The sequence below is a fragment of the Thauera phenolivorans genome (assembly GCF_001696715.1).
Taxonomy (GTDB): Bacteria; Pseudomonadota; Gammaproteobacteria; order Burkholderiales; family Rhodocyclaceae; genus Thauera; species Thauera phenolivorans.
Map to the genome: position 1 here is coordinate 148,701 of NZ_MBFM01000001.1, position 13,362 is coordinate 162,062.

13 protein-coding genes are annotated in these 13,362 nt (G+C 67.8%); 9 read left to right on the forward strand and 4 right to left on the reverse strand.

The window, feature by feature from the left end:
* From folK to BB334_RS00650, 6 genes are all read left to right on the forward strand, one after another.
* The coding region (folK, locus tag BB334_RS00625; RefSeq protein WP_068804363.1) for a 2-amino-4-hydroxy-6-hydroxymethyldihydropteridine diphosphokinase at positions 1-287 on the forward strand (287 nt) is incomplete at its 5' end.
* Between the two features lie 31 nt (positions 288-318).
* A complete protein-coding gene (locus BB334_RS00630) occupies positions 319-702 on the forward strand; it encodes a DMT family protein (RefSeq protein ID WP_068803307.1) in 384 nt (127 codons plus the stop codon).
* A 12-nt stretch (positions 703-714) separates the two neighbouring features.
* A complete protein-coding gene (locus BB334_RS00635; RefSeq protein WP_068803309.1) occupies positions 715-1,362 on the forward strand; it encodes a deoxynucleoside kinase in 648 nt (215 codons plus the stop codon).
* Positions 1,363-1,443: 81 nt separating this feature from the next.
* Positions 1,444-2,259: a 3-methyl-2-oxobutanoate hydroxymethyltransferase gene (gene panB / locus BB334_RS00640; protein WP_068803315.1), complete on the forward strand. Its 816-nt coding sequence runs from the start codon at positions 1,444-1,446 to the stop codon at positions 2,257-2,259.
* A 44-nt stretch (positions 2,260-2,303) separates the two neighbouring features.
* Positions 2,304-3,134: a pantoate--beta-alanine ligase gene (gene panC / locus BB334_RS00645; protein WP_068803317.1), complete on the forward strand. Its 831-nt coding sequence runs from the start codon at positions 2,304-2,306 to the stop codon at positions 3,132-3,134.
* Between the two features lie 120 nt (positions 3,135-3,254).
* A complete protein-coding gene (locus BB334_RS00650; protein ID WP_068803319.1) occupies positions 3,255-3,704 on the forward strand; it encodes a CBS domain-containing protein in 450 nt (149 codons plus the stop codon).
* A 106-nt stretch (positions 3,705-3,810) separates the two neighbouring features.
* Here BB334_RS00650 and pepN read toward each other — a convergent pair whose 3' ends face one another.
* The 4 genes from pepN to BB334_RS00670 all read right to left on the reverse strand — a co-directional run bounded on the left by pepN (position 3,811) and on the right by BB334_RS00670 (position 9,780).
* Complete coding sequence (pepN, locus tag BB334_RS00655; protein WP_068803322.1) at positions 3,811-6,480, reverse strand: aminopeptidase N; 2,670 nt, start codon at positions 6,478-6,480, stop codon at positions 3,811-3,813.
* Positions 6,481-6,571: 91 nt separating this feature from the next.
* Positions 6,572-7,468, reverse strand: a complete 897-nt coding sequence (locus tag BB334_RS00660; protein WP_068803324.1) for a universal stress protein — start codon at positions 7,466-7,468, stop codon at positions 6,572-6,574.
* A gap of 3 nt (positions 7,469-7,471) precedes the next feature.
* Positions 7,472-9,217 (reverse strand): cation:proton antiporter, encoded by a 1,746-nt coding sequence (locus BB334_RS00665; protein ID WP_232756615.1) that lies wholly within the window; start codon positions 9,215-9,217, stop codon positions 7,472-7,474.
* 71 nt (positions 9,218-9,288) lie between these two features.
* Positions 9,289-9,780: an RDD family protein gene (locus BB334_RS00670; protein WP_083200218.1), complete on the reverse strand. Its 492-nt coding sequence runs from the start codon at positions 9,778-9,780 to the stop codon at positions 9,289-9,291.
* A gap of 159 nt (positions 9,781-9,939) precedes the next feature.
* Here BB334_RS00670 and BB334_RS00675 point away from each other — a divergent pair, with 159 nt between their 5' ends.
* Genes BB334_RS00675 through ilvC form a run of 3 tightly spaced genes read left to right on the forward strand, consistent with a single transcriptional unit; the run spans position 9,940 to position 13,248 of the window.
* Positions 9,940-11,652 carry an acetolactate synthase 3 catalytic subunit gene (locus BB334_RS00675; protein WP_068803328.1) on the forward strand — a complete coding sequence of 571 codons (1,713 nt, stop codon included), beginning with the start codon at positions 9,940-9,942 and terminating at the stop codon, positions 11,650-11,652.
* A 50-nt stretch (positions 11,653-11,702) separates the two neighbouring features.
* Positions 11,703-12,194 (forward strand): acetolactate synthase small subunit, encoded by a 492-nt coding sequence (gene ilvN, locus BB334_RS00680; RefSeq protein WP_068803330.1) that lies wholly within the window; start codon positions 11,703-11,705, stop codon positions 12,192-12,194.
* Between the two features lie 37 nt (positions 12,195-12,231).
* Complete coding sequence (ilvC, locus tag BB334_RS00685) at positions 12,232-13,248, forward strand: ketol-acid reductoisomerase (protein WP_068803332.1); 1,017 nt, start codon at positions 12,232-12,234, stop codon at positions 13,246-13,248.
* Positions 13,249-13,362: the final 114 nt, after the last annotated feature.

Consider the following 13,362-nt stretch of genomic DNA (forward strand, 5'->3'; position numbering starts at 1 on the left):
CGCTCGCCCCGCGCGCCCTGCTCGAGGCCCTGCTCTCGATCGAAGCCGAGGGCGGCCGTACCCGCGACTTCCATCGCGCGCCGCGCACGATGGACCTCGACCTGCTGCTCCACGACGACATCGTGCTCGACGAGCCCGGCCTGCAGCTGCCGCATCCGCGGATGCACGAGCGCGCCTTCGTGCTGCAGCCGCTCGCGGAGATCGCGCCGACGGCAACGATCCCCGGCCACGGCAGCGTGCAGTCACTGCTCGCCGGCGTCGCCGACCAGTCGATCGAGCGCTGCTGAGATACCTGCCCGCGCGCCCTCCCCCGACCCCATGTCCGCCTGGATCCACTCCGCCTCGACCACGATCCTCGGCCTGCCGGTCTGGTTCAAGACCGCGCTGCTGCTCACCGCCTCCAACGTGTTCATGACGTTCGCCTGGTACGGCCACCTGCGGAACATGTCGTCGAAGGCGTGGCATGTCGCCGCCTTCGCGAGTTGGGGCATCGCCCTCTTCGAATACCTGCTGCAGGTGCCGGCCAACCGCATCGGCGCCACCGAGCTCGACCTGGGGCAGCTCAAGATCATGCAGGAGGTCATCACCCTGCTCGTCTTCGTGCCCTTCGTCGTGCTGTACATGAAGCAGCCGCTGAAGCTTGACTATCTCTGGGCCGGCCTGTGTATGCTTGGCGCGGTCTATTTCATCTTTCGCAGCTAGGGGAAGGCCGACATGCTGGACAAAGCGCGCTACGTGGTAGTGGAAGGCCCGATCGGCGCGGGCAAGACCTCGCTCGCACGCCGCCTGGCTGCGGAACTGCAGGCCGGGACGATGTTCGAGGAGGCGGAAACGAATCCCTTCCTCGGCCGCTTCTACCAGAACACCGAACGCTGGGCGATGCCGACCCAGCTCTCCTTCTACCTGCAGCGCATCGACCAGCTCGCCGCCCTTGCGCGCAGCGTCGGAGAGGACGCCGAGCGCAAGGTGGTGGCCGACTTCATCATCGACAAGGATCGGCTGTTCGCCGACCTCAACCTGAGCGGCGACGAACTCGCGCTCTACGACCGCGTCACCCACGGGCTCGCCCGCCCCGAGTTGCCCAAGCCCGACCTGGTGATCTATCTGCAGGCGAAGCCGGAGACGCTGATGGAGCGCATCCGCCGCCGCGGCATGGAGGCCGAGCGCCGGATCACCGAGAGCTATCTCGAGCGCGTGGCCGAACGCTACACCCGCTTCTTCTACGACTACGACGCCGCGCCGCTCTTCGTCGTCGATGCCGGCGTGCTGAACCCGGTCGATCACGACGACGACTTCGCGCTCCTGCTCGAGCGCCTGCGCAACATGCGCAGCTACCGCGAGTTCTTCGCCTTCGCCGGCTGAAACACCGGAACCGTTGGTCGCAATGCACTTGTGCGACGCACCACTTTGGTGAAGACTGGCCGTATTCCCATGGAGTGATCGATGAGCTACCTACAGGACACCAAACCCGTCACCCTGTTCGAGCTGGCGAAGATGCGCGCCGAGGGCCGCAAGATCGCGATGCTGACCGCCTACGACTCGAGCTTCGCCGCTCTCCTCGGGCGCGCCGGCGTCGATGCCATCCTGGTCGGCGATTCGCTCGGCAACGCGGTGCAGGGGCAGAAATCCACCCTGCCCGTGACGCTGGAGCAGATGGCATACCACACCGAATGCGTCGTCCGTGCGGGCGCGCGGCCGCTGGTGCTCACCGACATGCCCTTCGGCACTTACCACGAGAACCGCGAGCAGGCCATGCACAACGCCGCGAAGCTGATGGCCGCGGGTGCGCAGATGGTCAAGCTCGAGGGCGGTGAGTTCATGGCCGACACGATCCATTTCCTCGTCGAGCGGGGGGTGCCGGTGTGCGCCCACATCGGGCTCACGCCGCAGGCGGTGCACCAGCTCGGTGGCTACCGCGTGCAGGGCCGCACCGACGAAGGCGCGGCGCGCCTCAAGGCCGACGCGCTCGCCCTCGAGCAGGCCGGCGCGGCGCTGATGGTGATGGAGATGGTGCCGGCGGGCCTGGCCAAGGAGATCACCGCGAGCCTGACGACGATGGCCACCATCGGCATCGGCGCAGGCCCCGACTGCGACGGCCAGGTGCTGGTACTGCACGACATGCTCGGCATCTTCCCCGGCAAGACCGCACGCTTCGTGCGCAACTTCATGGACGGTGCGAGCACGATCGAGGCGGCCGTGGCCCGCTACGCCGACGCGGTGCGCGACGGCAGCTTCCCGGCTGCGGAGCACTGCTACTGATTCCAACCCCGGGCGCTGCGCGCCCGACTTCCCCTTCCGACTCGATGCAGATCCACCACACCATCGCAAGCATGCGGGCCGCGCGCGCCCGTGCCGGCCGCGTCGCTCTCGTACCCACCATGGGCAACCTGCACGACGGTCATATCACGCTCATGCGCCAGGCCGCCGAACATGCCGACAGCGTCGCCGCAAGCATCTTCGTCAATCGTATCCAGTTCGGCCCGAGCGAGGATTTCGATCGCTACCCGCGCACCCTCGCCGCCGATTGCGAGAAGCTCGCCGCTGCCGGTGTCGCTCACGTCTTCGCGCCCGACGAGGCCGAGATGTACCCGCAGCCGCAGCGCTACTTCGTTGAGCCGGCACCGGTGCATGCGTCGACGCTCGACGGCGAGATCCGGCCCGGCCATTTCCGCGGCGTCGCCACCGTAGTGCTCAAGCTGCTCAACATCGTGCAGCCCGACGCCGCGCTGTTCGGCAAGAAGGACTACCAGCAGCTGATGGTGCTGACGAACATGGTTCGCGAACTGGCCCTGCCGGTCGACGTGATCCCGGGCGAGACGGTGCGCGCCGAGGACGGCCTCGCACTGTCCTCGCGCAACGGCTACCTGAGTACGGCCGAGCGCGCCGAGGCCCCCCGCCTCTACCGCGAGCTGAGCGCGCTGCGCGACGAACTGCTGAAGCCGGGCGACCACGACCTGCTGCGCCTGGAGACCGAGGCCTGCGGCCGGCTGCCGGCGCACGGCTGGGTTCCGGACTACATTACGGTGCGTCGCCGCGTCGATCTGCAGCCGCCGACCCAGTGGGACGAGCCGCTGGTCGCGCTCGCCGCGGCCAGGCTCGGCAACACCCGCCTGATCGACAATCTCGAAATTTGAGCGCATGCCCGGGGCGGGGCTTGCGCGCTCGCGGGCTTGCATCCAAGCTATGCACGCTCGCCCGGCCCGATCGCGGCTCCGGGCACGAAAAGCAATAAAACCAGTGGAGGAAGGCTAGAGATGGATACGACGGTGCGGCAGATTCTCGAACGCAAGGGGCACGTCGCCCACGGGGTGCGACCGGATGCGACGGTCCTGGATGCGCTCTCGATAATGGCGGAGCACGACATCGGCTCGGTACTGGTGACCGACGCCAACGACCGTCTGCTGGGCATGTTCACCGAGCGCGACTACGCGCGCAAGGTCGTGCTCAAGGGGCTCGTGTCGCGCGACGTCCGGGTGAGCGAGCTGATGACGCCGAACCCGTGCACGGTGAGTCCGTCGAGCACCGTCGAGGAGGTGATGAACACGATGACCGAGAACCGCTTCCGCCACCTGCCGGTGGTCGAGCGCGGCCGGATCGTCGGCATCGTCACCATCGGCGACATGGTGAAGGCGGTCCTTTCGCATCAGGAGCAGACCATTCGCCAGCTGTCGAGCTACATCGCGGGCGACATGACGAACGAATGACGGCCGCCGACGCGCGCCAAGCGATGCCGGCTCGATGCCGGCATTTTTTCGTCCGTCGTACGCGTCGCGCGAGGCAGGCGGACCGCACCGGGCGATCCGCCACCGCTCACTCGAGCGCCTTGCCGACGACCTCGGCGACGTCCGCCGACAGGTGCTCGACGGCGAGCACCTGCTCGAGCCGGGGCCGGATGCTCGCCTGCAGCGCCGGCGTGAAGCGCCGCCAGTTCTCGAGCGCGCGCGCCATGCGCGAGGCCACCTGCGGATTGCGCGCGTCGAGCGCGATCACCTGCTCGGCCCAGAAGGCATGGCCGCTGCCGTCGGCGGCGTGGAACTCGCCCGGGTTAGCGCGGAAGAAGGTGCCGAGCAGCGCATAGACCTTGTTGGGGTTCGACAGGCTGAACGCGGGGTCGGCCATCAGCGCACGCACGCGCTCCAGGGTGGGCGCGGCCGGCGCCTCCCAGCGCCAGGCGCCCGCCTGCAGCGCAAACCACTTGTCGAGCACCAGCGCATCGTCACGGTAGCGTGCATGGAAGGCCGCCAGCGCCGTCTCGCGCGCGGGGCTCGCGCTCTGCGCCAGCGCGGCGAGCGCGCCGAAGCGGACGGTCATGTCGGTCGCGGTCTCGTAGCGCGACTGCGCGCGCGCCAGGCCTTCGGCATTGCCCGCCGCGGCGAGGTAGCGCAGGGCGAGGTTGGCGAGCGCGCGGCGGCCCGCATCGCCCGGATGGTAGCGGTAGCCGCCCGCCACCTGCATCGCCTCGAGGAGGCTCAGCCAGTCGGCGGCCAGGGCGTCGCCGAGTGCCTGCATCGTGCGCACCAGCGCCGCGCGCAAAGCGGCCGGATCGGCCGGCATCATGCGCTCGAGCAGGTAGGCTTCGCCCGGCAGCGCGAGCGCCTGGGCGCGGAAGGCGGGTTCGAGCGCCTCGTCGCGCAGCAGGGTGCGGAAGGCATCGACGAAGGCCTGCGGCAGCCCGGACCCGGGCGCGGCGGCGAGCGCCAGCACCGCGCGCTCGGCGTAGCGCTGAGCGGCGTCCCAACGGTTGAAGGGATCGGCGTCGTACGCCATGCGGAATGCCAGGCGCGGGTCGTCCTCCTCGAGCTCGAGGATCACCGGGGCCGAAAAGCCGCGCAACAGCGAGGGGACCGGCTCGGCGTCGAGGCCGACGAAGCGGAAGCGCTGCGCGTCCTCGGTGAGCCTCAGCACGCGGGTCGTGGCCACGCCTTGGGTCTCGCCCTCGAGTCGCAGGACGCAGTCGCGCCCGTCGGGGCCGATCAGCCCGACCGCGACGGGAATCACCAGCGGCAGACCGGCGGGCTGGCCGGGCGTGGCCGGGGTCGATTGGGCCAGCGTCAGCGTGTAGGTGCCGGCGGCCGCGTTCCATTCGCCCGTCGCCTTCAGCCGCGGCGTGCCGGCCTGGCCGTACCAGCGCATGAACTGGTCGAGGTCGACGCCGTTGGCCTCGGCCATGACCTCGACGAAATCGTCGCAGGTAACTGCCTGACCGTCGTAATAGCTGAAGTAGAGGTCCATGCCGTTGCGGAAGCCCTCCTGCCCGAGCAGGGTGTGCAGCATGCGGATGACCTCGGCGCCCTTCTCGTACACCGTCGCGGTGTAGAAGTTGTTGATCTGCTGGTAGCTGTCGGGGCGGATCGGGTGCGCCATCGGCCCCGCATCCTCCGGAAACTGCGCCGCGCGCAGCACCCGCACGTCGTCGATGCGCTTGACCGCGCGCGCCGAAGCCGCGCCCTCGGGGCCGGCCGCACGCGCCAGCATGTCGGCGGAGAACTGCTGGTCGCGGAAGACGGTGAGGCCCTCCTTGAGCGTGAGCTGGAACCAGTCGCGGCAGGTGACGCGGTTGCCGGTCCAGTTGTGGAAATACTCGTGCGCGACCACGCTCTCGACGTTCTCGTAGTCGAGGTCGGTGGCGGTGTCGGGCTTCGCGAGAATGAACCTGGTGTTGAAGATGTTCAGCCCCTTGTTCTCCATCGCGCCCATGTTGAAGTCGGCCACGGCGACGATCATGAAGCGGTCGAGGTCGAGCTCAAGACCGAAGGTCTCCTCGTCCCAGCGCATCGAATGCACCAGCGAATCCATCGCGTGCTCGACGCGGTCGAGGTTGCCCGCCTCTACCCACACCTGCAGCAGCACCTCGCGGCCCGACATCGTGGTGACGGTGCGCTCGAGCGCCACGAGTTTGGCGGCGACGAGCGCGAAGAGGTAGGAGGGCTTGGGGAAGGGATCTTCCCACTTCGCGTAGTGGCGCCCCTCCGGCAGTTCCCCCTGCTCGACCAGGTTGCCATTGGAGAGCAGCACCGGGCAGGCCTCGCGCTCGGCCTCGAGGGTGACGGTGTAGCGTGCCATCACGTCGGGCCGGTCGGGAAAGCAGGTGATGCGACGGAAGCCCTCGGCCTCGCACTGGGTAAAGAAGCCGCCGCTCGACAGGTAGAGTCCGGACAGCGTCGTGTTGGCCTTCGGGTCGACCCGCGTGACCACCTCGACCAGCACGCGCGCGCCCTCGGCATCGATCTCGAGCGCGCCGTCGTTTTCGCGCAGCGCGCGCGGCGGCTGCCCGTTCACCGTCAGCGAGACGCGCTCCAGCGCCTCCCCCCAGAGCCGGATCGGGCCGTCCTCGGCCTGCGGATTGCGCACGCAGACCATGCGGTTGGTGACGAGGGTGGCCCGGGGCTCGAGGCGGAAGTGCAGGTCGACGGTTTCGACCGTCCAGGAAAGCGGCCGGTAGTCGGCGCGCTGAATCGTCGGGGCGTGTTCGGTTTTCATTCCTTCTCCGTCGTCCGCGCCGTGATGCGCGGGAAGGCTGCGAGTCTACGCCGCCGCGCCGCCCGCGCCCAGCGCGTGCCGCAGGCGTCGATCACCCGATGGCGCGATCGGCGACGAGGACGTCCGCCGCGGAGCGGGCGAGGACGTGCTTGGTGACGCTGCCCAGCAGCATCTCCTCCAACAGGCCCTGGCCCCGCTTGCCGATGACGATCAGGTCGCAGTCCTGCTCCTGTTCCTGCTCAAGGACCTGGGTGCTCGCCTCGCCGTGGACCACCAGGCGGCGTATCCGGTTCTCGTCGAGGCCGGCACTCGCAACCAGCTCGTTCATGCGCGCGCTCGCCTCGCGCCTGGCGTTGATGCGCAGGCCGGAGAGCGCGCTTTCTTCGACGCCGGCATAACGCAGCTTGCCCTCGAACGGCACCTCGAAGGCGTGCAGCAACACGATTTCGGCGTGCGGTGCGACGGTCTGCACCAGACGCAGGGTCTCGAGCGAGCGCGGCGAGAAATCCACCGGCACCAGCGCGCGACGGTAGTGCTCATGCGCCATCTGCTTGACGACCAGCAGCGGCCGCGTGGTCTTGCGCAGCACCCGCTCGGTGGTCGAGCCGATCAGCAGCTCGCGCATGAAGCCCGCGCCGCGCGCACCCATCACCACGAGGTCGGCATCGAGCGCCTCGGCGTGCCCGGTGATCTCGGGCAGGACCGCGCCCACCACGACGTGGATCCCGGCCTGCACGCCGTAGCGCGTCGTCATCTCGTCGGCGAGCACCTGCACCTCGCCCCGCGCGCCCTCCAGCAGCTTATCGTTCAGGCTGGCGGCGCCGGGGTCGAGCAGGTGGCGCAGCGCGTCGAGCGCACCGACGTTGACGACATGCTGCAGCGAGAGCCGTGCGCCGGCATCGGCCGCGATCAGCGCGGCACGCCCGACCGCATGGCGGGCGAGCGCGGAGAGGTCGGTGGCGGCGAGGACGGTGCGAAGTCGACTCATTGCTCAGTCTCCTTGTGTGGGGGAAGGCGGCGCGGGGAGCTGGCAGGCGGGAGGGGCGGGCTCGTCCGCAGGCTCGCGCTCGGCCTCGTGCGCCTCCTCGAACGCGATCTCCGCCGCAAAGCTGCGCGCGGCGTAGTCGGCGGCGTCATTGAACGGGTTCAGCACCCGCGCGACCCCGGCTGCCGCGAGCGCCTCCTCGTGCATGTCGTCGCGTACCACGCCCGCGATGCGGCCGCGGAAGCCGGCCTCCTTGAGGGCGTTGAGGAAGGCCCGGTTGGCGTCCCACTGCGGGAAGGTGGTGATCGCCCAGCGCACATCGTCGAGCGGCAGCGACTCCAGGAAGGCGGGGTCCTCGCCATCCCCGTAGCGCACCGGCTGGCGCAGCTTGCGCAGGCGGGCGATCGTTTCAGGGTCGAAATCGACGCCGAGCACGTCGATACCGGCCGTGCGCAGCTGGCGCATCAGGCGTGCGCCATAGCGGCCGAGGCCGAACACGATCACGTCCGGATGGCGGGCACTACGCCCGGGGCGCTCCACCGCGAGCTCGCGGAAGGGCTTCCTGCGCTCGAAAACACCGAGCCAGGGCGCAAGCTTCTCGTAGAGCCGGTGCGAGAACAGGATCATGTAGGTCGACATCATGATCGTCACCAGCCCGACAAGGGTGGTCAGCCCGAGCGCTTCCACCCCGACGTGGCCGAGCGTGATCCCCATCGCGACGAAGACGATCGAGAACTCGCTGATCTGCGCCACCGTGAGCCCGGCAAGAAAGCCGGTGCGCTTGCGGTAGCCCATGTAGCCCATGATTGCCATGACGATCAACGGGTTGCCGATCAGCACGAACACCGAGAGCACGACCGCCGGCCAGACCTCGTCGCCGAGGGTGGAGAAGTCGAGTTGTGCACCGAGGTCGATGAAGAAGAACAGCAGCATGAAATCGCGGATGCCTGTGAGGCGCGCGTTCATCGCCTCGCGATAGCGGGTCGAGGCGAGCGAGAAGCCCGCCATGAAGGCACCGGCCTCCTTGCTGAAGCCGGCCCATTCACCGAGCGCGGCGAGTCCCGTACCCCAGGCGATCGCGAAGATCAGCAGCAGCTCCTGCGAGCGCGCCATCGAGTGCACAAGCACCGGCAGCACGAAGCGCATCAGCAGGAACATCAACACGGCAGCGAGCGCCAGACGCAGCAGCAGCGAGCCGCCAACCTCGAGCAGCCCCGCCTCCCTCGCCCCGCGCAGCGCGCTCATCGCCATCATCGCCAGCACCACCGCGAGGTCCTGCACGATCAGGAAGCCGACTGCGATGCGCCCGTGCAGCGAATCGAGCTCGCGCTTGTCGGACAGCAGCTTGACGACGATGATCGTGCTCGAGAAGGTCAGCGCCACGGCAACGTAGAGCGCTTCCATGAGGCTCTTGCCCATCAGCACGATGAGCGCGAAGCCGAAGACGATGGTGAAGGCGAGTTGGCCGAGGCCGGTTGCCAGCGCGACCGGCCCGATATGGCGGATGTGATGGAGGTCGAGCTTGAGGCCAACCACGAAGAGCAGCACGGTGACGCCGATCTCGGCGAGCAGGGCGACCTCTTCCTGTGCATTGACGATGCCGAGCAGCGCCGGCCCGACCACGATGCCGACCACGATGTAGGCAATCAGCACCGGCTGGCGCAGGCGCACCGCGACCGCGCCAGCAACCGCCGAGATCAGCAGCAGCAGGGCGAATTCCGCGTAGGGTCCGTGGCTCAGAAAGGCTTCCATCGATGCCTCCCGTTCAATCGGACTCGGGCGTCACTCCCGCCCGCCACCGAACGCCGCCGGCCGCGGCGAGCCTACTTGTTCGGGCCGGGAAGGAGCACGACGCACGAGCCGGCAAGGCGATCATGCAGGAACTGGCGGTCGCGGTCGACCAGCGCCCACAACAGGCCGACCCCGCACAGCAGCAGCGAGGGCCAGGCGAGCGCGTAGCGCAGCCAGCAGCGCCCGAGCCCGAGGCTGCGCCCGCTGTCGGCATCGACCAGCCTCAGGCGCCAGGTCTGCATCGCCAGCGTCTGCCCGTGGCGCCGCCAGTACCATACGAAATAGACGCCGAGCACGACGAAGATATGCAACCAGGCGAACCAGCCCGGCGGTGTCAGCTCGAAGGCGGCGCCGAGGATCAGGTAGGGCACGAGGAAGGTGAGCGCAAGCACGCCGAGCAGCAGCAGCCCCTCGTACACCATGCTCGCCAGTCGGCGACGCCTGGAGGCGAACTCCGCAAGCGGCCGTTTCGGGGCGGACGGCTGCGCCGCGGCTGCAACAACCGGATTCTGTCTTGCTTTCATGAGGCTTCCGCGGGAGTGGAGGGCTCGCGCGAGCGTGGCGCAACCGGCACCGCGCCGGAGGCTGCCCGGACGTCCTCCGGGTTGCCCCGACCTTGACCAAAAGCCGGGCGGCCGGTAACGTTCTGCGTTTATCCGACCGTAAAGTAGAGCGAGCGTGTGATGGTGCTGACCGGAGCCGAAATTGTAATCAGGTGCCTGCAGGAAGAAAAGGTCGAGTACGTCTTCGGCTACCCGGGTGGTGCGGTTCTCCACATCTACGATGCCCTGTTCCAGCAGGACATGGTGCGCCACGTGCTGGTGCGTCACGAGCAGGCCGCTGTACACGCCGCCGACGGCTTCGCGCGCAGCACGGACAAGGTCGGCGTGGCATTGGTCACCTCCGGCCCGGGCGCGACCAACGCGGTCACCGGCATCGCCACCGCCTATTGCGACTCGATCCCGCTGGTGGTGATTTCCGGCCAGGTGCCGGTCGCGGCGATCGGCCAGGACGCGTTCCAGGAAGTCGACACGGTGGGCATCACCCGCCCGTGCGTGAAGCACAACTTCCTCGTCAGGGACGCGAGCGAGATCGCCGCCACGATCAAGAAGGCCTTCCACCTGGCGCGCACCGGCCGGCCGGGCCCGGTGCTGGTCGACATCCCCAAGGACATCACCGCGCAGAAGACCGAGTTCGAGTATCCGAAAGAGATCTCTATGCGGTCCTACAACCCGGTCGTGAAGGGACACCAGGGCCAGATCAAGAAGGCGGTGCAGGTGCTGCTCGAGGCCAAGCGGCCGATGATCTACGCCGGCGGCGGCGTGGTGCTGTCGGACTCGGCCGAACAGCTCACCCGGCTCACCCGCCTGCTCGGCTACCCGATCACCACCACCCTGATGGGCCTCGGCGGCTACCCGGCGAGCGACCGCCAGTACCTCGGCATGCCGGGCATGCACGGCACGTACGAAGCCAACATGTCGATGCACTATTCCGACGCGCTGCTCGCGGTCGGCGCCCGCTTCGACGACCGCGTCATCGGCGACCCGGCGAACTTCGCCGAGGAGCCGCGCAAGATCATCCACATCGACATCGATCCGTCGTCGATCTCCAAGCGCGTGCGGGTCGACCTGCCGATCGTCGGCAACGTCAAGGACGTGCTCGACGAAATGATCCGCCAGCTCGAGAGCGGCGAGGCGCGCCCCAACCCCGAGGCGCTCGCCGCGTGGTGGAAGCAGATCGAGGAATGGCGCAGCCGCAACTGCATGGTCTACAAGAACTCGGACGACATCATCAAGCCGCAGTTCGTGGTGCAGAAGCTGTGGGAAGTCACCGGCGGCGATGCCATCGTCTCGTCCGACGTCGGCCAGCACCAGATGTGGGCGGCGCAATACTACCGCTTCGACAAGCCGCGCCGCTGGCTCAACTCGGGCGGCCTGGGGACGATGGGCGTGGGCATGCCCTACGCGATGGGCGCGCAGCTCGCCCATCCCGGCAAGCCGGTCGCCTGCGTCACCGGTGAGGCCTCGATCCAGATGAACATCCAGGAACTGTCGACCTGCAAGCAGTTCCGCCTCCCGATCAAGATCTGCAACCTGAACAACCGCTACCTCGGCATGGTGCGCCAGTGGCAGGAGCTCTTCCACGGCGGCCGCTACTCCGAGTCCTACATGGATTCCCTGCCCGACTTCGCGAAGCTCGCCGAGTCGTATGGCCACGTTGGCATCCGCATCGACAAGCCGGCCGACGTCGAGGGCGCGCTGCGCGAGGCCTTCACGACCCACAAGGATGAGCTCGTGTTCCTCGACTTCATCGTGGACCAGACCGAGAACGTCTATCCGATGGTGCAGGGCGGCAAGGGCCTGACCCAGATGATCCTCTCCGCCGAGGACCTCTGAGCCCCGAACCGCCGAAGCGCCCATCCACCGAATCCCGGACCGAATCCATCATGCGTCACGTCATCTCCCTCCTGATCGAAAACGAATCCGGCGCGCTTTCGCGCGTCTCCGGACTGTTCTCCGCGCGCGGCTACAACATCGAGTCACTCACGGTCGCGCCGACCGAAGATGCCTCGATGTCGCGCATGACGATCGTCACCACCGGCTCGGACGAGATCATCGAGCAGATCACCAAGCAGCTGAACAAGCTGGTCGACGTGCTCAAGGTGGTCGACATCTCCGAAGCGGCTCACATCGAACGCGAGCTCATGCTGATCAAGCTGCGCGCCACCGGCAAGGACCGCGAGGAGATGAAGCGCATGGTCGACATCTTCCGCGCCCGCATCATCGACGTCGCCGACGCCTCCTACGTCGTCGAACTCACCGGCAAGCAGAGCAAGCTCGACGCCTTCGTGGCGGCGATCGATCCGGCGTTGATTCTCGAAACCGTCCGCTCCGGCATCTGCGGTATCGGCCGCGGCGAGCGCGTACTCAAACTCTGATACCCCCCTGTCTGCGCACCAAACCGAAAGGAAAAACATGAAAGTCTATTACGACAAGGACGCCGACCTCTCGCTGATCAAAGGCAAGAAGGTCACCATCGTCGGCTACGGCTCCCAGGGCCACGCCCACTCCCAGAACCTGCGCGATTCCGGCGTGAACGTCACCGTCGGCCTGCGCAAGGGTGGCAGCTCCTGGAGCAAGGCCGAAGGCGCCGGCCTGGCGGTCAAGGAGATCGGCGAGGCGGTCAAGGATGCCGACGTCGTCATGATCCTGCTGCCGGACGAGACCGCGCCGCAGGTCTACAAGGAAGACATCGAAGCCAACATCAAGCAGGGCGCGGTGCTCGCCTTCGCCCACGGCTTCAACGTGCATTACAACCAGATCGTGCCGCGTGAAGACCTCGACGTGATCATGGTCGCGCCGAAGGGCCCGGGCCACACCGTCCGCTCCGAGTACCTGCGCGGCGGCGGCGTGCCGACCCTGATCGCGGTGTATCAGGACCGCTCGGGCAAGGCCAAGGACATCGCCCTCTCCTACTCCGCTGCCAACGGGGGCACCAAGGGCGGCGTGATCGAGACCAACTTCCGCGAAGAGACCGAGACCGACCTCTTCGGCGAGCAGGCCGTGCTGTGCGGCGGCGCCGTCGAACTCGTGAAGATGGGCTTCGAGACCCTGGTCGAGGCCGGCTACGCGCCCGAGATGGCCTACTTCGAGTGCCTGCACGAGCTCAAGCTGATCGTCGACCTGATGTACGAGGGCGGCATCGCCAACATGAACTACTCCATCTCCAACAACGCGGAGTACGGCGAGTACGTCACCGGCCCCGAGGTCATCAACGAGCAGTCGCGCGCTGCGATGCGCAACGCGCTCAAGCGCATCCAGTCGGGCGAATACGCCAAGATGTTCATCCTCGAGGGCAAGACCAACTACCCGAGCATGACCGCCTACCGCCGCCTGAACGCCGACCACCAGATCGAGAAGGTCGGCGCCACCCTGCGCGACATGATGCCCTGGATCAAGGACAAGGCCCTGGTCGACCGGTCGAAGAACTGATCCTCGACCCAAGGCCTCGAAAGCCGGGAGCCGCAATCGCGGCCCCGGCTTTTTTTGCGCATGCAGCAGCACGCACCACCCCCCGCACGCGGGCAATCGCGGGCATGCGCTAGA